The following is a 19,813-nucleotide window of genomic DNA, read 5'->3' as shown; positions in this document are numbered from 1 at the left end:
GGGATCCGCCGAGGCGACGGCGACCCGTGCGCGGTCCGGACACGGGCGCATGAGAGGGGCCACGAGAGCAGCGTCTCCCGCGGCGCCGGTCCTCCGATCCTCCGGCCCTCTGGGCACCGGCGCGGCCGAGGGCGCCGTCGCCACGAAGGTGACGCGTGGGAGGCCTGCCTCGGCTCGGCGGCGCGTCGTCCCGCTCGGACTCCGGTGCGCCCAAGATTCGAACACCGTCGTGACGGAGTGTGCCGCAGTGGTCGCCGAGAGTACTCGGCGCGTCACTCCGGGTGCCGGGTGGCCACGGCGAGGTCTGGTGTCGCGGTGGCGGTTCTCCTCAACTGCGCCGACCCATCGGGGAGCTGACGGAGTGGCGTCGGTCCCGGACGCCGCCCACCCCTCAAAGAATCGCTGACACGTTCGAATATAAGTCGTCTGCGGGTCGCTGACCGGGACTGATGAGGTTAGAGTAATCGAACGAGAGTACGATGAACATGTCGGTCTTATGGTGGAAAAGGGGCAGAGTGATGGAGGTGCGGCATGACGGGCTTCGCCCATCTGCACGTCGCGTCCGGTTACTCCGCCCGCTACGGCGCCTCGCATCCCGAGCAGCTCGTTCAGCGGGCGGCCGAGCGGGGCATGTCCGTGCTCGCGCTCACCGACCGGGACACGGTCACCGGGGCTGTTCGATTCGCACAGGCCTGCATGAAGGGCGGGGTCAGGCCGGTCTTCGGCATCGATCTGGCGGTGGCGGCCCTGGCGCCCCCGCCGCCGGTCCAGCGCCGCCGGACACCTGTGCGCGGCGGAGCCCACGTCGTCGAGCCGCCGTTGCGGTTCGTGCTGCTCGCCCAGGACCGGGCGGGCTGGGCCCGGCTGTGCCGGATCACCTCGGCCGCCCATGCGGGCGCCGTGTCCGGAACGCCGCCGGTGGTGCCGTGGGAGGCGTTGCGCGAGTACGGCGGCCCCGGTCTGACCGTGCTGCTCGGGCCGCTCTCGGAACCGGTGCGGGCCCTGTCGGTGGGCCGGGAGGACGTGGCGATGAGGCTGCTGGCGCCCTGGCGGGAGATCTTCGGGAAGGACGTTCGATTGGAAGCCGTCGCGCAGAAACGTTCCGGCATCGGTCCGGGATCCCTGCGTCTGGCCGCCCGCACCCTCGCGCTGGCCGACCGCACCGGCACCACCGCCGTGCTCTCCAACGCCGTCCGCTACGCCGACCCCGGCCAGCACCGCCTCGCCGACGTGCTGGACGCCGCGCGTCTGCTGCGGCCGATCGACCGCCGCCGTCTGGACAGCGGACAGCGCTGGCTCAGGGACGAGAACGGAATGGCGGCCGTCGCCCGCATGATCACCGAACACGCCGGAACGGACGCCCGCCGGGCCCGCCGACTGATGGCGGACACCGCGGACGCCGCGACCGCGTGCACCGTGGACCCGGTGGCCGACCTCGGCCTCGGCACCCCGCACCTGCCCGAACCGGCGCTCTTCGGTGCCGAGCCCGGGGCCGACGGCGCGGCCCGGCTGCTCCGCCGGCGCTGCGAGGCCGGCCTGGTCCGGCGCGGCCTCGACCGGGACCGGGCGGCGCTCGCCCGGCTGGACGAGGAGCTCGCCGTCATCTCCCACTGGCGCTACGACCCGTACTTCCTCGCCATCGGACAGGTCGTCGCCGACATCCGGGCCAAGGGCATCCGGGTCGCGGCCCGCGGCTCCGGTGCCGGTTCGCTGGTCTGCCACGCCCTGGACATCGCCACCGCCAACCCGCTCGACCACGGCCTGCTGTTCGAACGCTTCCTGAGCAGACGCCGGGAGTCGCTGCCCGACATCGACATCGACGTGGAGTCCGCCCGGCGCCTGGAGTGCTACGACACGGTGTTCGAACGCTTCGGCAAGGAGCGGGTGGCGGTCACCGCCATGCCCGAGACCTACCGGGCCCGCCGCGCCCTGCGCGACACCGGCCTCGCCCTCGGCATCCCGCCCGCCGACGTGGACCGGATCGCCAAGAGCTTCCCGCACCTGCGCGCCTGTGACATCACCGGCGCCCTCGCCGAACTGCCCGAGCTGCGGCAGCTCGCGGGCGAGGCGCACCGGTACGGGCCGCTGTGGGAGCTCGCCGAGGGCCTCGACTCCCTGGTCCACGGCATGGCCATGCACCCCTGCGGCGTGGTCATCAGTGACGCCACCCTCCTGGACCGGCTGCCGGTGCAGCCCACCCCGCAGGGCGACTACCCCATGGCCATGGCCGCGAAGGAGGAGATCGAAGCGCTGGGCAACATCAAGCTCGACGTCCTGGGTGTCCGGATGCAGTCCGCGATGGCCCACGCCGTCACCGAGATCGAACGCACCACCGGCAGCAGGATCGATCTGGACGACCCCGCGCAGGTCCCGCTGGACGACGTCTTCGCCTTCAAGCTCATCCAGTCCAGCCAGACCCTGGGCCTGTTCCAGCTGGAGTCGCCCGGTCAGCAGGACCTGCTGTCCCGGCTGCAGCCCCGCGACGTGCAGGACGTCATCGCCGACATCAGCCTCTTCCGCCCCGGCCCGGTCGCCGGCGGCATGCCCGAGCGGTACATCGCCGCCCGTCATGGCGGTTCGCCGGAGTACGCGCACCCCGACCTGGAGCCGGTGCTCGCCGACACCTACGGCGTGACCATCTGGCACGAGCAGATCATCGAGACGCTGCGGGTGCTGACCGGCTGCGACCGCGCCTTCGGCGAGGTCACCCGGCGGGCGCTCGGCGACAAGGAGCAACTGCCCAGGATCAGGGACTGGTTCCACGAGCGGGCCCGCGCGCGCGGTTACGGCGCAGCCGTGCGGGAGGAGGTGTGGAAGACCGTCGAGGCCTTCGGCGCGTACGGCTTCTGCCGCGCCCACGCGGTCGCCTTCGCCGTGCCCGCCCTGCAGAGTGCCTGGCTCAAGGCGCACTACCCGGCGTTCCTGCTGGCCGGTCTGCTCGAACACGACCCCGGGATGTGGCCCAAGCGGGTCCTGGTCTCCGACGCCCGCCGCCGCGGGGTGCCCGTCCTGCCCGTCGACGTCAACCGCTCCCGGGTGCGGCACACCGTGGAGAAGGCCGACGGGGACCGGTGGGGTGTGCGGCTCGCGCTGTCCGCGGTGCACGGCATCCGAGCGGACGAGTGCGCGCGGATCGAGGAGGGGCAGCCGTACGGATCGCTGTCGGACTTCTGGCAGCGGGCACACCCCAGCAGACCGGTCGCCGAACGCCTCGCCGAGATCGGCGCCCTCAACTGTCTGCACGACGGCCGGCTCACCCGCCGCGACCTGCTGCTCCAGATCGCCGAGCTGCACCGGCAGTCCCGCACCCGGTCCGCGCACGAGGGGCAACTGCCCATCGACGCAGGCGCCGTCGGCGGGGCCGAGCCGAGCGGCCTGCCGGAGATGACCGGCCGTGAGGCGCTGAGCGCCGAGCTGAACACCCTCGGCATCGACGTCTCCCGGCACCTGATGGAGCACCACCACCGGCTGCTGCGCGAGATCGGCGCGACCGACGCGGCGCATCTTGCCGGGCTGCGGGCCGGGCAGCAGGTCCTCGTCGCCGGTGTCCGGGCCTCGACCCAGACGCCGCCGATCGCGAGCGGCAGGCGGATCATCTTCGTCACCCTGGAGGACGGTTCCGGCCTGGTCGACCTGGCGTTCTTCGAGGACTCCCACCCGGCCTGCGCGCACACCGTCTTCCACAGCGGACTGCTCCTCGTCCGCGGCACGGTCCAGGTGCGCGGCACCCGTCGCACCGTCGTCGGCACGATGGCCTGGGACCTGGACGAGATCGCCGCGGCCCGCCGCGACAACGGCCCCGAGGCCGCCCTCGCCCTGCTCGGGGCGAGCCGTCCGCACCCGACCCCCGCCCAGCCGCGCCGCACCCTGGTCAACGGCACCACCGGCGCCCGCCTGCACCCGTACGCCGACCTCCAGCCGGCCGGTACCCGCTCGGCCGACCTGAAGAAGTTCGGCCACCGAAGCCCCGGGAGCGCGGGATGAGCGCACGGCAGCGGCACATCGCCCACCTGCACCTGCACGCGGCGCTGACCGGGGACCAGTACGGCGACATAATCGAACTGATGTCCGGACTCACGCCGCACGTCCAGGCCGTCCCGCCCGACGCCGTCCAGCTCGACCTGACGTCGGCGCTCCGGTACTTCGACCTGTCCCCCTACGACCTGGTCCAGACGGCGATGCTGAGGCTGAAGGCCCTCTACGGCATCGACAGCAGCGCCGGGCTCGCGGGCAACCGGATGCTGGCGGCCATGGCTGCCGACGCGTCCGCGCCCGGGGACGCCACCTGGGTCCCCGTCGAAAGGGCCGCCGAATGGCTGTATCCGCGCCCGGTCACCGCACTGCCCGGGATCGGCCGCGCCACGGCCTCGACGCTCGGCAGATACGGCCTGCACACCATCGGCCAGATCACCGACCTGCCCGCGGCGACCCTGCAACGGCTCCTCGGAGCCGGCCAGGCGCGGCTGCTGGCCGAACGTGCCCGCGGCCATGACCCCCGCCCGGTGGTCCTCGCGGAACCGGCGACCCATCTGACCGCCGACCTCGTGCTGGACCAGGACTGTCTCGATCCGGCGCGGCAGCACCGGGCGGTCCTGGGACTCGCCGAGCAGATCGGCCTGCGCCTGCGCGGTGAGAGCCAGGTCGCCGGCCGGCTCACCCTCACGGTCCGGTACGCCGACCGCAGCTCCACCACGCGTACGCGCACCCTGCCGGAAGCCACCGACCACTCACCCGCCCTTGCCGCTGCGGCCCTTGGCCTGCTGACCGCCCTCGGGCTGCAGCGAGCGAGAGTCCGTGCCTTCGCGATCCGCGCCGATGACCTGCTGCCGGCCGGGAGCGCCTACCGGCAACTCTCTCTGGATCCAGGCGATGCCCGCGCCCGCGCCGCCGAAGCGGCGGCAGACCGTGCCCGCCGGCGCTTCGGGCCGAGGGCCGTACGCCCGGCCGCCCTGGCGGACTGACCGCAACCCACCCCGAGCCGGAGGGGGTGCGCGTGTTGCGGGCGTCTTCGGCGTGTGCAGCCCCCTATGGTCCCCGTGGGCCCCGCTGGTGACATCCCGTCAGACGACGGGCTCGCGACTGGTTACCGGAAAGTTTTACTGACGCGTAACTTCACGCTTGCACTACTCGTCCGTAACTTGATGGGTGAACAGCATCCTCGTGATCCGGATCACAGGGCGTAAGGCCGTCGCACCTCCCTTGAGCCGCAAGGAGATCACCCGATGCTGCCCTGGAAACGAGCGTTCAGACCCCTGACCGCGCTGCTCCTCGCCGCCGCCGTCGCCGCCGTCCCCGCCGCCACCGCCCATGCGTCCAGCGCCCCCAGCACCGGCTGGAACGACTACTCCTGCCGCCCCTCCGCCGCCCACCCCCGTCCCGTGATCCTGGTCCACGGCACTCTGGGCAACTCCGTGGACAACTGGCTCTCCCTCGCCCCGTACCTGGAGGACCGGGGCTACTGCGTCTTCTCCCTCGACTACGGCCAGTTGGACGGCGTCCCCGTCTTCTACGGCCTCGGCCCCATCGACAAGTCGGCAGGGCAACTCTCCGCGTTCGTCGACAAAGTGCTCGCCGCGACCGGCGCCGCCAAGGCCGACCTCGTCGGCCACTCCCAGGGCGGCATGATGCCCCGCTACTACCTGAGGTTCCTCGGCGGTGCCGCCAAGGTGAACGCCCTCGTCGGCCTCGCCCCCGACAACCACGGCGCCACCCTCAGCGGCCTCACCAACCTGCTGCCGTACTTCCCCGGCGCCTCGGACCTGATCAAGGCCACCACCCCCGGCCTCGGCGACCAGATCCCCGGCTCCGACTTCCTCACCAAGCTCAACGCGGGCGGCGACACCGTCCCCGGAGTGCACTACACCGTCATCGCCACCAAGTACGACGAGGTGGCCACGCCCTGGCAGAGCCAGTACCTGACCGGCTCCGACGTCCACAACGTCCTGCTCCAGGACCTGTGCTCGCTCGACCTCTCCGAACACGTGGCGATCGGGCTCTTCGACCGCATCGCCTTCCACGAGGTGGCCAACGCGCTCGACCCGGCCCACGCCACCCCCACCACCTGTGCGTCGGCCCTCAGCTGAGCCGTCGCCCGGCTGAACGCCGCCGGGGCCTGTCCGGCCTGAGCCGCCGGTCAGGCCCCGGAGTCATGAGCGATCAGCAAACTAACCCCACGAAACCGTGGAATCGCCTGTTGGGAGGGGGCGACGGAGATCCTTATGGTCGCCTTAAGGGAGCGCTCAGACTCCGCTGAGGTAGCTGGCGTCACGCCATGAGCGGACTCGTCGTCGAGACGCGCGAGGACCACCTGTTCCTCGACAGCGTCGCCGTCCGCCCCGACGCGTACGGCACGGGTGCGGGGCGGCGGCTGCTGGAGTTCGTGGAAGCACGCGCGCGTGCCCTCGGCCTGTCCGAGGTCAGGCTCTGCACGAACGCGCTGATGTGGGAGAACCGGAGGCTGTACCCGAGGTACCGCTGTGAAGTCGTCGAACGGCGGGTGGACGGACCCTACGACCGCGTCCACCACCGCAAGCGGCTGAGCTGAAAGGGCGCGGGGGAGACCGGCACGGTCAGCCGTCCGGCCACCAGGTGCGTGCGATGTCCTTCCGCACCTCCGGGCGTCCGGCCGGGCGCTCGTCGGTCTCCTTGCGGATCCGGCGGCTGTCCGTCCTCTTCAGGGGCTTCTGCACGGTTGTGCGGCGCATGGCTGCCTCCTTCAGTGCCTACCGAGTTCCGCGTTGTCACGGAGGTAGGCCCTTTCGGCGAGAGTTCCTCATCGATGCCGGTCTGTCAGTGGTCGCTGTCACACGGATCGAGTGTCAGTGGTGGGTGTCACTCTGGGGGCATGACGAACGACAGTGATCGGACAGTTGCGGTGCGTGTCGACTGGGATGCGCAGGCCGCCACCTTCGACGCGGAACCCGATCATGGGCTGGGCGCGCCCGAGGTGCGCGCCGCCTGGGCCGCCCGGCTGCGCGGATGGCTGCCCGCCCGCCCCGCCGACGTCCTCGACCTCGGCTGCGGCACCGGCAGCCTCGCCCTCCTCGCCGCCGAGCAGGGTCACCGCGTCACCGGGGTCGACAGCTCCCCGGCCATGCTGGCGCGGGCCCGCGCCAAGCTCGCCGGCCGGGACGCGGTGTTCCTGCTCGGTGACGCGGCGGCACCGCCGGTGGGCGAGGTGCTCTTCGACACCGTGCTGGTACGGCATCTGCTCTGGGCGCTGCCGGACCCCGCGCGCGTCCTGCGGCACTGGCGCGGCCTGTTGCGCCCCGGAGGGCGGTTCGTGCTGGTGGAAGGGGTGTGGGGGACCGTGACCCCGGCCGGCATACCCGCCGGCCGGCTCACCGCCCTGCTCGCGCCGCTCGCCGAGGACGTGCGCCTGGAGCCGCTGTCCGCGCAGACGGCGCTGTGGGGCAAGGAGGTGGACGACGAGCGGTACGCGGTGGTGGCGACGGTGTGAGAGCGCTCAGGACGGCAGGGCCGACAGGTCGGCGAAGTCCGGCTCGCGGGCCAGCGCCTCCAGCGTGTCGAGCGCGGCCACGGCCGCCGCCGCGGCCTCCGGGTCCCGCTCCGCCAGCCCGCTCTCGGCGAACTCGTCCTCGTCCAGCCGGCGTACGTCCCCGCCGTCGGCGGAGCGCCACAGGTCCAGGTCGAGGTCCTCGACGACCAGCCGGGTGCCGGTCAGCGTCGCGGGGCGGGTGACGTCGCAGTACCAGCCCTTCAGCGTGCCGTCGGCGGCCCGGACCTCCTTCACCGCGTACCAGCGGTCGCGCCAGTAGAACTCGGTGAACACATCGCCCTGTTCGAAGCGGACGAAGCCGAAGTCGCGGGGCGTGTCGCCGGCCCAGGGGGCGCGCACGGCGATCCGGTTGCCGTCGTCGTGCAGCAGCTCGGCGGGGTAACGGATCTTCGTGCGCCCCGCCTTGACCAGCACGACGTCCACCGTGCCGCCCGGTTCAGCCGAGTTCCCGGACATACCTGACCTCCGTCGCGCAGATCTCATACCCGAACCACTTGTTGATCGCCAGCATCGGGCCGTTGCCGCTGTCGTTGCCCGTGTGGGCCTCGGTGAAGCCGGCCGCGCGGGCCCGGTGCAGCGAGTCGTTCTTGGCGAGCTTGGCCAGCCCCCGGCCGCGGAAGGCGCGGGCGGTACCGGTCATGACGGTGCCGTACCGCGTGCCGCCGTCGGTACGGGCCGCGCTGAAGGCGGCGGGGCGGCCGTCGACCAGGACCACCGAGGTCAGCTCATGGCTGAGCAGCGGGTGCCGCCAGGTCTCGTCCAGCCAGGCCGCGTAGTCGGCGAACTCGACGTCGATGTCGCTCGGTTCGTCCCGCAGCGTCTCCGCGTCGAGGTCGAAGAGCGGACGCGGGTCGTCGGCGAAGTCGGCGGCGGTGCGCAGTTCCACGCCGGGCGGGGGTGTCCGCAGCGGGGGCAGCGCGCCGTGCGCGAGGTCGAGCCGGAGGAAGTGGGCGGAGCGGCTCGCGGTGTAGCCGCGGCGCTCGGCGAAGGCGCGGTGCGCGGGCGCGTCCAGCACCCAGGCGTACGAGGTGCGCGCGCCCACCGCCGACAGGTGCGCCTCCGCGGAGCGGGCGAGGAGCGCGCCGGCGCCCCGGCCGGTGCGCTCCGGATGCACGTACACGTTGACGAAGCCCTGGCCCGGCTCCGTGCTCTCGTGGGCGAGGCCGACCTGGGCGGTGCCGATGACCTCGCCGTCCTCCTCCGCGACGAGCTGGCGGAAGCGGGCGTCGGGGTGGGCGTGCGTGAGGTCGTGGACCAGGGACTCCGGGGTGTGCAGGATGAAGGGGAGGGCGAGCTGCCGGACCTGGGCGAAGCCCTCGGCGTCGGACCGGACGTCGGGGCGCAGGTCACGCACGATCACTGTCATGGGGCGCACGCTATGCGGGAGGTGCGCGGGGTGCCTCTCATTTTCCGCCGGGTACGGGAGAATCGGGCCGTGACCTTGAAGATCCACATCGATGACGGCGCGCCGCCGTACGAGCAGGTGCGGGCGCAGATCTCCGAGCAGGCGCGGGGCGGGGTGCTGCCGGTGGGGTACCGGCTGCCGACGGTCAGAGGGCTGGCCGAGTCGCTGGGCCTGGCGGTGAACACGGTCGCCAAGGCGTACCGGGCGCTGGAGCAGGACGGGGTGATCGAGACGCGGGGCCGCAACGGCACGTTCGTCGCGGCGGCGGGATCGGCGGCGGAGCGCGAGGCGGCGCTGGCCGCCCAGGCCTATGCCGAGCGGGTGCGCCGACTGGGGCTGGGCGAGGAGGCGGCGTCGGCCGCGGTGCGGGACGCCCTGCGGGCGGCTTATGAGGGGTAGGGAGTCGCCGGTCGCCGAGCAGGGTCCGGCACCGCCGGATTCCGCCGTCGTGGCTGAACGCCGTCGCGGCGGGAAACGGAAGACCCGCGCTCAGCCGCTGGTGCTCAGCTCCGGCGTCCTGGTCACCGTCAGCCCGGCCCGCCGCGCCGCCCTCGCGAACGCCACCGCGTCCAGCACCGCCGCCCCGCCCGGGTCGTTGTTGAAGTACGCGTAGACATCGGCCTTCGTGGGGTACGCCGTGGCGATCCGGTCGGCCCACGTCTCCAGGGAGCGGCGGCCGTAGCGGGGCCAGGGATGGGCCCTGCCCTGGTGGAAGCGGACGTAGGCCCAGTCGGTGGTGCGCCAGAGGGGCGTCATGGGGCGCGCCTGGATGTCGGCCCAGCAGACCGCCGCGGCGCGGGACTCCAGGACCTCGCGGGTCTTGGGCGTCCACCAGGAGTCGTGCCGGGGCTCGACCGCGACGCGGGTGCCGCGCGGGAAACACGCCAGGCAGGCGTCCAGCAGCGGCGGGTCCGCCTTGAGCGTCGGCGGGAGTTGGAGGAGGACCGGTCCCAGCCGGTCGCCGAGGCCGGCCGCGTGGCTCATCAGGCGCTCGACCGGCTCGGCGGGCTCCTTGAGGCGTTTGACGTGCGTCAGGAAGCGGCTCGCCTTGACCGCCATCACGAAGTCCGGCGGCACCCGGTCCCGCCAGGACGCGAAGGTCTCGCGGGACGGGAGACGGTAGAAGGCGTTGTTCAGCTCGACCGTGGTGAAGTGCTCCGCGTAGGTCTCCAGCCACGAGCGCACGGGTACCTCGGCCGGGTACAGGACGCCCCGCCAGTCCTTGTACTGCCAGCCCGACGTTCCGATGAACAGGGGCACACCCCCATCAAAGCACTACAGGTACAGCCCCGCGTCCGCACCCTCCCGCGCCCCCGGCACCGAGGTCGGCGCCGTCCCCCGGCGCAGCGCGTACAGCTCCGCCAGGGTCGCCCCGTCCCGGCCCACACCCTCCTCGGTGCCGAGCCAGGTCACCGCCTCGCGACGGGTCAGCGCGCCCACCTCGATCCGTGCCAGGCAGCGGCCGGGGCGGACCACGGCGGGATGCAGCCGCTCCAGGTCCTCGTTGGTGGTGACGCCGACCAGGACGTTGCGGCCCTGGCCGAGCAGGCCGTCGGTCAGGTTCAGCAGCCGGGACAGCGCCTGGCCCGCCGTGTGCTTCGCCTCGCCGCGGATCAGCTCGTCGCAGTCCTCCAGCAGCAGCAGCCGCCAGCGGCCCTTGCCGGCGCCGTCCTCCTCGCCGATCGCGATGTCCATCAGATATCCGACGTCGGAGAAGAGCCGCTCCGGGTCGAGGACGCAGTCCACCTGGCACCAGTCCCGCCAGGACCGGGCCAGGGTGCGCAGGGCGGAGGTCTTGCCGGTGCCCGGCGGCCCGTGCAGCAGCAGGAGCCGGCCGGCGATGTCCTGAGGCGTCGTCTTCATCAGCCGGTCCATCGCGTCCGCGACCGGCGCCGTGTAGTTGGCGCGGACCTCGTCCCACGTACCCGCGGAGATCTGCCGCGTGGTGCGGTGCGGGCCGCGGCGCGGTGAGACGTACCAGAACCCCATGGTCACGTTCTCCGGCTGCGGTTCCGGCTCGTCCGCCGCGCCGTCCGTCGCCTCGTTCAGCACCTTGGCGGCCAGCTCGGCGGTGGTCGCGGTGACCGTGACGTCCGCGCCCCGGTTCCAGCGGGAGACCAGCAGGGTCCAGCCGTCGCCTTCCGCCAGGGTCGCGCTGCGGTCGTCGTCGCGGGCCACCCGCAGCACCCGCGCCTCCTTCGGCAGCAGGGTCGCCCCGGAGCGCACCCGGTCGATGTTGGCCGCGTGCGAGTACGGCTGCTCGCCCGTCGCGAAGCGGCCGAGGAACAGCGCGTCGACGACATCGGACGGGGAGTCGGAGTCGTCGACGTTGAGCCGGATCGGCAGCGTCTCGTGCGGTTTGGCAGACATGCCGCCATGATCCGGCACGGATGTGCCGCGCGCACGGCATTTCCCTCGGATGGCAGCGCCGGTTCGCTGCCCGTCCCCGCACGGCGAAGCCGCCGCCGCGTTCGGGGCGCGGGTGTTCGCAAGACCTGCCCCCCGGGGCGATTTCCGCCGTTATTGTTGTCCCTGATGGTACGTCATGGGTGGAATTCGGGGGCCCGGCGGTGGCGGCTCGCCGCCCTGCTCGGGGTGGGCGCGGCGGTACTCGCCCTGGTCGTGACACTGGTCAACACGCTTCCCCGGGGCGGCGACACCGCGGGCACCACCCGGGACGGCGACAAGGTGCACGGCACCCCCGCCACCCCGCCCGAGACCACCGAGCCGTACGTGGGCTGGGGCTTCACCCACACCCAGTACAGCGCCGACGAAGGCAGCGCGACGGCCACCGAGCGCGTCGAGAAGCTGCTGTCCCGGCACGCCGGCCTGCCGCAGGTCCAGGCCGTCATGGGCTGGGGCGCCGACAACCCCGAACCGGTGAAGGGACGTTACGACTTCGGCGCGCTGGACCGGCGCGTCGACTTCATGCGCAGGTCGGGCGGCACCCCGGTGATCACCCTGTGCTGCTCGCCGGACTGGATGAAGGGCGGCAGGGCCGGTGCGGACAACACCGACTGGAGCCAGGCCGCCCTGGAGACCGCGCCCACGCCCGACCACTACCAGGACTACGCCGACCTCGCCGCGACCGTCGCCAGGCGCTATCCGGACGTACGGCACTTCGTCGTCTGGAACGAGTTCAAGGGCTTCTGGAACAACGCCGAGGGCCGCTGGGACTACGAGGGCTACACCGAGCTCTACAACCTCGTCTACAAGGCGTTGAAGGCCGTCGACAAGCACATCATGGTCGGCGGCCCTTACCTGGTGATGGACAGCTTCGACCCGCGCCGGACCGAGAACGCCTCCGCCGCCCTCAAGGGCCCCTGGGGCGTCATGGACCAGCGGGTCGTCGACGCCTTCGACTACTGGAACACCCACAAGGCGGGCGCCGACTTCGTGGTCGTCGACGGCTCCAGCTACACCAACGACGACGACCTGCTGCCGGACGAGTTCGCGGCCACGCAGAAGCTCACCGCCGTCAGCCGATGGGTGCGCGGACAGACCCACGACCTGCCGCTGTGGTGGGCCGAGTACTACGTCGAGCCGGCCGACGGCCGGGACCGGCGTGACGGCTGGACCGAGGAACACCGGGTCGCCGTCCAGGCCACCGGCATGATCGCCCTGGTCGAGGGCGGCGCCGACTCCGGCTTCTACTGGAACCCGGAGGACGAGAAGGGCGGCGCCTGCGCCGGCTGCCTGTGGACCACGACCGACAGCGCGGACGGCGGGCAGGCCCTGCCCATGTACGACCTGGTGTCGCGGTTCGGGACGGCGTTCCCGCCGGGGACCAGGTACGAGAAGGTCCCCGTCGCCCGGGACGACGTGCCGGACGTCCGCGTCCTCGCGAGTGACCGGACCGTCCTGGTGGTCAACACCCTCGACCGGGCGATCAGCGCGGAAGTGGACGGGAAGCGGTTCGGCCTGCGGGCGTACGAGGTGAAGTGGCTCACCAGGTGAGCCCAAGAAGCCCGGTGAACCCGGTGAGCCACTTCGCCCTTGTCACTTGAGCGTCAGGAACCGCTGCGCCAACGACGCCAGCACCACCGCGAGCAGCGGCATGGAGAACCAGAAACCGCCCTGCAGCAGACGCAGGTGACGCACCCCGGGCCGGACCGCGACCCGGAACACCTCGCGCGCGGCCAGCAGCAGGACCAGCGCGACGGCGGCGAGAGCGCCGATCACCGACCACGGCGTCCAGGTGATCCGCGGTCCGACCGGCCCCGGATCCGGCCCGGCCACCGCACCCGCGGGCGGGGTGCGCAGCACGTACAGGGCGGCGTCGTCGTTGACCAGCACCTTCCGCAGATCCCGTCGGTCGTCCAGGTTCCGGATCAGTCGGCTCTCCCAGGCCGCCGAGTAGCCGGCGTCCATCCGGAGATAGGTGACCTGACCGCTGTTGACCATCAGGTACGAGTTCGGACCGGCGTCCTTGAGCGCCTTGACCAGACTCGACACCAGCACCGGATCGGTCGGCGCGAGCGTCGGCACGTAGTCGACCCGCTCCATGTCCTTCGCGCCCCACGGGATCGCCGGGGTCACGTCGTCGACGGTGTCGCTGCTCAGCCACAGCAGCCGTACCGTCGGCCTGTCGTGGGCGTAGACCCAGTCCATGGCGGCGACCTCGCCGGGCCGCACCCGCTCGAACGACTCGTTGCCCCAACGAGCCACCAGGAAGCCGCCCATGAGCAGCAACCCGGCCAGGAGCGCGGCCACCGGCGCCAGGCGGCCCCTGTCCTTCTCCCGTTCCTTCGCCGTGGAACCGGTGCGCGGGAACAGGGCGAGCCCTGCCAGCAGGGCCGCGCCCGGCACGGCGAACATGAAGACGCGCAGCGCCATCTCGCCGCCGTACGACTGCATGCCGAACCCCAGGAACGGCACGAAGGTCAGGACCAGCAGGGACCGCTCGCGGTACCGGTGGAGGCGGCGGCGCCACCAGCCCCAGACGGCGGACGCCATCATGCCGCCGGCCAGCAGCACCCGGACGTACAGCACCAGCTTGTGGGCCGGACTGCCGCCCTGCATACGGCCGGAGACCGAGGTGGAGACGTTGCTGCCGACGCCGCCGACGCCGCCGAACAGCTCGTTGAAGTGCCCGGACCAGTACGGCTCGGCCATGAAGCCCAGCCAGACGGCCGCGACCACCCCGAACAGCAGGGGCAGGCCCCGCAGTTCCGACCTGCCGGTCAGGACCAGGGCCGCCGGCACGCCCAGCATCACGAACGGGGTGAGCTGGTGCGCCGGCACCGTCGCCGCGTACAGACCGATCAGCACCAGGAGCAGCACGGCCTGTTGACGGCGGTCGGCCGGCTCGACCTCCGCCTCGCCGGGCCGGAACCTGGTCCAGACGAGGTGCGGGGCGCGGAACCAGACGAGCAGGATCGCCACGAACACCAGGTAGAGCAGATAGGTGAAGCCCTGCGGGGAGAAGTAGTCCTGGCCGACCCAGCCGCACAGCACGAAGATCCAGATGCCGGTCCACTTCGCCTGCCAGCTCGCCCGCAGCGACCGTACGAGCAGGAACATCGGTGCCAGATAGGCGAGTTCAATGAAGGTGGGCCACCAGCGGATGACCTCGGTGAAGTCCGTGACCCCGCACGCCCGGCCGATGAACGCGGCCGCCGCGAAGAAGCCCGGCCAGCTCCAGCGGGCGTCCAGGTCCGGTACCGCCGACCCGGTGCGGTCGATGTAGTCGATGAACCCGAGGTGCTGCCAGGCGGTCGGGAAGCGCGGCTCCGTCTCGATCACGGCGGGCAGCGCGTGGAGTGACACGACCGTCGCCAGCAGGGTGACCAGGAGCAGCGCCTTGTGCTCCCGGCGCAGCCACAGTAGCCCGGCGAAGACCGTGACCAGCAGCGCCGCCCCGGCCAGCGTCGCCGGCGGCAGCACCGAGACCAGCCCGAGCCCGCCCATCCGGTCCAGGTCCGCGTCGTCGAGCCGGACCGCCGGCACCCAGTAGAGCAGCAGGGCGGCGACCAGGAGACAGCCGAGGACCGCACCAGGACGGGTGGGCGTCAACCGCTCCCGCAGCGGGCTCGCCGGTTCCTCCGCGGCCGCGGCCGGCACCTCGCCCGCTTCCTCCGGTACGGCCGCCCTCCCGAACGGCGCGTGGACCTCCGCCTCCTTCAGCAGCGCGGCCTCGGCGGGCCCGAGCGAGGCCTCGGTGTGCGGCTCCCGCTGCTCCACCGGCGACGGCGGATTCCGCGGCGGCCGAAGCGCCCGGGTCGGCCGGTCGTCCGGCCGGACCACGGGCGTCCCGGCGGGCGGGGTTCCCGGACCGGGCCGCACGTCCGGGCGGCGCTCCACATGGTCGAAGTCCACATGGACGCCGAGGGCGAGGGTGTCGCTGTCCAGCGCCCACGCCGGACCCCGCCTGCGCGGTGCGGCGGCGGTCCGAACCACGGCAGTCCCCCCGCCGGAGCGAAGCCGGAAGCGGGGGAGGGGCCCCAGGTCGGCGAGGTCGCCGTCCGGCGCCGTGCCCTCGGGGATCTCCGCGGGCGCCGACCGGAGCGTCTTCCACAGCCGGGGCGCCGCGATCGTCACGATCACCGCGAGGCTGGAGATCTCGGCCACGCCCGCGCCGGTCAGCCCCATCCGGGGCAGCAACAGCAGGGTCAGCCCGAGCACCAGCACGCACAGCAGGCCCTGCAGCCAGGCGAGGCCCGCGGTACGGCTCTGCGCGCGCAGCACCGCGAAGTACGTCTCCATCACGACCCGCAGCAGCGCGCCCACCGCGAACCAGCGCAGCAGCGGCGTCGCCGCGTCCGCGTAACCGGGGCCGAACACGCCGAGGATCCAGGGCGCCCCGAGGAACAGCAGCGCGCACAGGGGGATCATGATCCGGGCCATCCGCCGCAGCGCGGCCCGGGTGTTGCCGGCCAGCCGGGCCGGATCGTGCGAGCCCTCGACGGTCAGTGAGGCGCCCATGTTGATGGCCAGCAGGTTGGTGGTGCCGCCGATGGTGGTGGTGATGTAGAAGTACGCGTTGTCCGCGGAACTGACCTGCGACGCGATGATCACCGGGACCAGGTAGACCACGGCGAGGGAGAACAGCGAGCCGGTGTAGTCCCCGGCCAGGAACCTGCCGATCTCCTTCAGGGTGGGCGGTGCCGCGTGGTCCTCGGTCGCCTTCACGTGCCGGGGCACCAGACGCCGGAACACCAGCCACCCCAGCGGGACGAACGAGGTGGCGATCGCGGCGACCCAGGAGACGAAGACACCCGCCACCGGGATCGCCGCCGCGAAGGCGACCAGCAGGGCCAGCTTCACCGCCGAGAACACGGTGTTGCCCACCGGTACCCAGGGCGCGCTGCGCAGCCCGGTCAGCACGCCGTCCTGGAGCGTGAGCAGGTTCCAGGCGATCACCGCCGCCACGAACCCGAGTCCGGGCAGCGGCCCGTGCAGGAAGCGGTACGACGGCCCCCACACGCCCAGCATGGTCAGGAAGACCCCGGCCGCCAGCGCCACGATCAGCGAACTGACTGCGTAGGTACGGAAGATGAAAGTGCCGGTGCGGCGCCCGGCTACGGGGATGAAGCGGGCCAGGGCGCCGGTCAGGGTCACTGCGGTGAGCCCCGCGAGGAGCTTCATGGCGGCGATGGCGGCGGAGCCCTGGCCGACGGCCGACTCGGAGTAGTAGCGGGCCGCGGCCAGCCAGAAGCCGAGGCCCAGGACTGCGGAGATGCCGGTGTTGAGCATCAGCGCGTAGGCGTTCCGGAAGAGTGGGCTGCCGCCGGCCGCGCCACCCCGTCCGGGCAGGCGAAGACGGTGCCCCGACTGCTCGGGCGCCGGCGCCGCGGTGGTCGCGGTCTTGGTCGTGGTGGTCGTGTCAGACACGGGAACGGATGGCCTTCCGGCGGACCTGGCGTGCTCTGCGGAGGACGGCGTACCCCTTGGTGAGGGCACGGTCCCTGGCGAAGGTGCGGGCGACCGCGCGGCCTTCGAGCAGCCGCGCGAACTCCGTGGCGTCCGTACTGCGGCGCACGGTGACGCGCCGCAGCGCGAACGGACCCTGACGGCGGCGGGCGAGTTGGTTGCCGACGGCGAGCGCCTGGGCGTACCCGGCCGCCCGCACGGCCTGCCGGACCCGGCGGCTGGAGTAGCCGTACGGGTAGGCGAACGAGGCCGGTGCGGTGCCGAGTTCGTCGGTGACGATCTCCCGGCTGGTCACCAGCTCGGTGCGCAGCCGCTCGTCGTCCAGCTGGTCGAGCTCCGGGTGGGTGTGGCTGTGCCCGCCGATCTCGCAGCCGGCGCCCGCGAGGTCGCGCACCTGGTCCCAGTCGAGCATGACGTCCAGGCCGCCCCCGGTGTCGTACGCGCCCCTGATCCAGCCGGTCGAGACGAACAGGGTGGAGGCGAAGCCGTGCTTGGCGAGCACGGGCAGGGCGTACCGGTGCACGCCCTCGTAGCCGTCGTCGAAGGTGATCAGGACGGGACGGACGGGAAGCGGAGCGCCGGAGCGCCAGCGCGCGGCCAGCTCGGCCGTGCTGACCGGGGTCAGGCCCAGGTCGCCGATGAGCGCCATCTGTTCGGCGAACGCCTCCGGTGCCACCGACAGCGCGCGGGTGGCGTCGTTGGGCGCGGTCGCGACCGAGTGGTACATGAGGATGGGGACCGGGGTGTCACTCATCGGGCACCCCCGTCGGCAGCGGCGCCCGCGCCGGGCGGACCCCCGTCGGGAGCGGCGCACGTGACGGGCGGACCCCCGCCGGCAGGGACGCACGCGTCGCGCAGACCCTCGTCGATCCCGGCGACCGCGAAGGCCGCCCCGCCCCGCCGCGCCCGCACGCTCCCGACCACGTAGCCGCCCGCCGCCGTCAGCACCCCGGCGACGATCGCGCCCGCCCGGCCCGCGCCGCCCGGCCGGGCCAGCAGCGCGTCCCGCAGGCCACGGGCGACCCCGGCGGGCAGCACCCGCGTGGTGTACCGGCGTTCGGACTCCAGGCCCTTGCCGGCGCCCACGCTGCGGGCGACCAGGGCCTTGGAGAGGCCCTCGGCGTAGGCGCGGGTGCGGAAGTAGCCGAAGTGCTCGCGGACCTCAGGGACCCGGTGGTGGATCACCGCGCGGTCGTCGATGAGCAGCACGGCGTCCGGGCGGGCCCGGGTGAGCCGGATGCACAGCTCGGTCTCCTCGCAGCCCAGCGGCCGTTTGTCCCCGTCGCGGCCGATGCCGGTGGCGAAGCCGCCCGCCGCGTCGAAGGCCGCCCGCCGGAAAGAAGCGTTTCCGCCCAGGACGTTGCGGACCCGTACGCGGCCCGGCGGCAGCCCCCGGTAGGTGCAGCCGACGACCCAGTCGAACTCCTCGGGGAACCAGTCCGGGCGGCGGCCCGAGGCCCAGATCGGCACGGTCCGGCCACCGACCGCCATCACCGTCGGGTCGGCGTACCCCTCGGCGAAGCGGCGCAGCCAGTCCCGCTCGGCCACCGCGTCGTCGTCGAGGAAGGCGATGACCTCGCCGTAGGACGCGGCGATGCCCGTGTTGCGGCCCGCGGACAGGCCGCGGGGGCCCGCGTTGGCGAGCACCCGCACGTCCGTGGCCTCCTTGTACTCCTTCGTGAGCCGTTCCAGGAGCGCGGGGTTGTGGTCGACGACCAGCAGGGTCTCCAGCGCCGGATACGACTGGGCGCGCACCGAGGAGACCGCCGCGAGGATGTCCTCCCAGCGGTCCTCGGTGTACACGCAGATCACGACGGAGATGTCGGGATCGCTCAAGACGACTCTCCCCGGCCCGTGGTGAGCATCGGGGAGCGCCGCACCTGCCGGCGCAGCTCACGCCGGTTGGAGCGCTCCTTCAGGATCACCTTGAGCACGCGCAGGCCGTCGCGGACGGCGCGCAGGTTGCTGGTGCCGTGGATGCGGAGGTACTCGTAGCTGGGTATCTCCTGGACCTTCAGGCCGGCCTTGACCACCCGGATGTTGATCAGGGTCTCGATCTCGAAGCCGGTGCAGTCGAGGTCGATCTTGTCGAGGCAGTGCCGCCAGAACGCGTTGTATCCGTAGCAGAGGTCGGTGTAACGGGCGCCGAACTTGCGGTTGACGACCGTGCACAGCGCCCAGTTGCCGAGCTTGCGGATGAAGGTCATGTCGTCCGTGCCGCCGCCATTGGCGAAGCGCGAGCCCTTGGCGAAGTCGGCGCCCGAGACCAGGGCGGAGACGTACGACACGATCTCGTGGCCGTCGGCCGAGCCGTCGGCGTCCACCATGACGATGATGTCGCCGGTGCACGCCTCGAACCCGGTGATCAGGGCATCCCCCTTGCCCTTGCCCCGCTGTTCCACGACTCTCACGTCGGGCCACAACTCCCGTGCCACGTCCACGGTGTTGTCGGTGGAATTGCCGTCCACCAGCACCACTTCGTGAATCCAGCCGGGAAGTGTCTTGAAGACGTAGGGGAGATTCTCCGCCTCGTTCATGGCGGGAATCACCACGCTCACCGGCGGTGTGATCGCCAGATGGGAGGAGATCGGCCGGTATTCGCCCGCGATTAACGGATCTTGGCCCGCGGCCGGTGGGCGCAGAACGGAACTCATGAGTCTTGTCCCTCTCGTCCGGTGGACCGCCCGCCCCTTGGGCGGCCCGCTTCCGTGTCCGGTTCGAAAGGGGGGTTCTCACCCGTGGTACGGAAAAAGGGTCTCCGTGTCCTCAGGTGAGCTGGCAAAGCTGACCGGTCCGCCGGTAAACGGCAGCCGGTCGCGCGGCACGGCTCGGAAACGACAGTGGTCACCTGGGAAAAGACGGTGGTCATTGCGGTCACCGAGCACGGCACCCCCCTACCGCGCCCCGCCCCGGAACATCGCGGTCCTTGAGCCCTCCCCTGGAGCCGCTTGATGATGATCCGCTGCGGGTGAGATGTACGACGGTATTGATGATTGAACCAGTATGGCAAGGCCGGG

General features: G+C 72.3%; 15 protein-coding genes and 1 pseudogene. 7 read left to right on the top strand and 9 right to left on the bottom strand.

Annotated elements, in window-relative coordinates; translation table 11 throughout:
* Positions 1-531: 531 nt before the first annotated feature.
* The 4 genes and pseudogenes from dnaE to AB0M11_RS21985 all read left to right on the top strand — a co-directional run.
* Positions 532-3,984 carry a DNA polymerase III subunit alpha gene (gene dnaE, locus AB0M11_RS22000; RefSeq protein ID WP_365707935.1) on the top strand — a complete coding sequence of 1,151 codons (3,453 nt, stop codon included), beginning with the start codon at positions 532-534 and terminating at the stop codon, positions 3,982-3,984.
* Complete coding sequence (locus tag AB0M11_RS21995) at positions 3,981-4,961, top strand: ImpB/MucB/SamB family protein (protein ID WP_365707933.1); 981 nt, start codon at positions 3,981-3,983, stop codon at positions 4,959-4,961. The genes dnaE and AB0M11_RS21995 overlap by 4 nt, the downstream gene beginning before the upstream one ends.
* Before the next feature lie 261 nt (positions 4,962-5,222).
* Positions 5,223-6,083, top strand: coding sequence for an alpha/beta fold hydrolase (locus AB0M11_RS21990; RefSeq protein WP_365707931.1), 861 nt, complete (start codon positions 5,223-5,225; stop codon positions 6,081-6,083).
* Between the two features lie 197 nt (positions 6,084-6,280).
* Positions 6,281-6,544, top strand: a pseudogene (locus AB0M11_RS21985) (GNAT family N-acetyltransferase); the annotation flags it as partial.
* A 25-nt stretch (positions 6,545-6,569) separates the two neighbouring features.
* Here AB0M11_RS21985 and AB0M11_RS21980 read toward each other — a convergent pair.
* Positions 6,570-6,704 carry a hypothetical protein gene (locus tag AB0M11_RS21980; protein WP_365707929.1) on the bottom strand — a complete coding sequence of 45 codons (135 nt, stop codon included), beginning with the start codon at positions 6,702-6,704 and terminating at the stop codon, positions 6,570-6,572.
* A 140-nt stretch (positions 6,705-6,844) separates the two neighbouring features.
* Between AB0M11_RS21980 and AB0M11_RS21975 the strand changes: the two genes are divergently transcribed.
* On the top strand, positions 6,845-7,459 hold the full coding sequence (locus AB0M11_RS21975; protein WP_365707927.1) for a class I SAM-dependent methyltransferase: 615 nt from the start codon (positions 6,845-6,847) through the stop codon (positions 7,457-7,459).
* A gap of 6 nt (positions 7,460-7,465) precedes the next feature.
* On the opposite strand, the gene AB0M11_RS21970 is transcribed toward AB0M11_RS21975, so the two are convergent.
* Positions 7,466-7,975, bottom strand: coding sequence for a DUF402 domain-containing protein (locus AB0M11_RS21970; RefSeq protein WP_365707925.1), 510 nt, complete (start codon positions 7,973-7,975; stop codon positions 7,466-7,468).
* Complete coding sequence (locus AB0M11_RS21965; RefSeq protein ID WP_365707923.1) at positions 7,956-8,885, bottom strand: GNAT family N-acetyltransferase; 930 nt, start codon at positions 8,883-8,885, stop codon at positions 7,956-7,958. Before AB0M11_RS21965 ends, AB0M11_RS21970 begins: the two co-directional genes overlap by 20 nt.
* Positions 8,886-8,954: 69 nt before the next feature.
* On the opposite strand from AB0M11_RS21965, the gene AB0M11_RS21960 reads away from it, so the two are divergent.
* Positions 8,955-9,323, top strand: a complete 369-nt coding sequence (locus AB0M11_RS21960; RefSeq protein WP_365707921.1) for a GntR family transcriptional regulator — start codon at positions 8,955-8,957, stop codon at positions 9,321-9,323.
* A 90-nt stretch (positions 9,324-9,413) separates the two neighbouring features.
* Here AB0M11_RS21960 and AB0M11_RS21955 read toward each other — a convergent pair whose 3' ends face one another.
* Both AB0M11_RS21955 and AB0M11_RS21950 read right to left on the bottom strand, forming a co-directional pair.
* On the bottom strand, positions 9,414-10,184 hold the full coding sequence (locus AB0M11_RS21955; protein WP_365707919.1) for a DUF72 domain-containing protein: 771 nt from the start codon (positions 10,182-10,184) through the stop codon (positions 9,414-9,416).
* Positions 10,185-10,199: 15 nt separating this feature from the next.
* A complete protein-coding gene (locus tag AB0M11_RS21950) occupies positions 10,200-11,294 on the bottom strand; it encodes a DUF5925 domain-containing protein (protein WP_365707917.1) in 1,095 nt (364 codons plus the stop codon).
* A gap of 165 nt (positions 11,295-11,459) precedes the next feature.
* On the opposite strand from AB0M11_RS21950, the gene AB0M11_RS21945 reads away from it, so the two are divergent.
* Complete coding sequence (locus tag AB0M11_RS21945; RefSeq protein ID WP_365707915.1) at positions 11,460-12,881, top strand: xylan 1,4-beta-xylosidase; 1,422 nt, start codon at positions 11,460-11,462, stop codon at positions 12,879-12,881.
* Positions 12,882-12,923: 42 nt separating this feature from the next.
* Here AB0M11_RS21945 and AB0M11_RS21940 read toward each other — a convergent pair whose 3' ends face one another.
* From AB0M11_RS21940 to AB0M11_RS21925, 4 genes are read right to left on the bottom strand one after another with little or no spacing between them, the layout of a single operon-like run.
* Positions 12,924-16,757 carry a lipopolysaccharide biosynthesis protein gene (locus AB0M11_RS21940; protein WP_365707912.1) on the bottom strand — a complete coding sequence of 1,278 codons (3,834 nt, stop codon included), beginning with the start codon at positions 16,755-16,757 and terminating at the stop codon, positions 12,924-12,926.
* On the bottom strand, positions 16,750-17,550 hold the full coding sequence (locus AB0M11_RS21935) for a polysaccharide deacetylase family protein (protein WP_365707910.1): 801 nt from the start codon (positions 17,548-17,550) through the stop codon (positions 16,750-16,752). Before AB0M11_RS21935 ends, AB0M11_RS21940 begins: the two co-directional genes overlap by 8 nt.
* Entirely contained in the window at positions 17,547-18,632 is a 1,086-nt protein-coding gene (locus tag AB0M11_RS21930; RefSeq protein ID WP_365707908.1) for a glycosyltransferase family 2 protein, read from the bottom strand. Before AB0M11_RS21930 ends, AB0M11_RS21935 begins: the two co-directional genes overlap by 4 nt.
* A complete protein-coding gene (locus AB0M11_RS21925) occupies positions 18,629-19,450 on the bottom strand; it encodes a glycosyltransferase family 2 protein (RefSeq protein WP_365707906.1) in 822 nt (273 codons plus the stop codon). The genes AB0M11_RS21930 and AB0M11_RS21925 overlap by 4 nt, the downstream gene beginning before the upstream one ends.
* Positions 19,451-19,813: the final 363 nt, after the last annotated feature.

Source organism: Streptomyces sp. NPDC051987 (assembly GCF_040680735.1).
In the GTDB taxonomy this organism is placed as follows: domain Bacteria; phylum Actinomycetota; class Actinomycetes; order Streptomycetales; family Streptomycetaceae; genus Streptomyces.
This window is presented reverse-complemented; position numbering and strand designations above follow the sequence as displayed.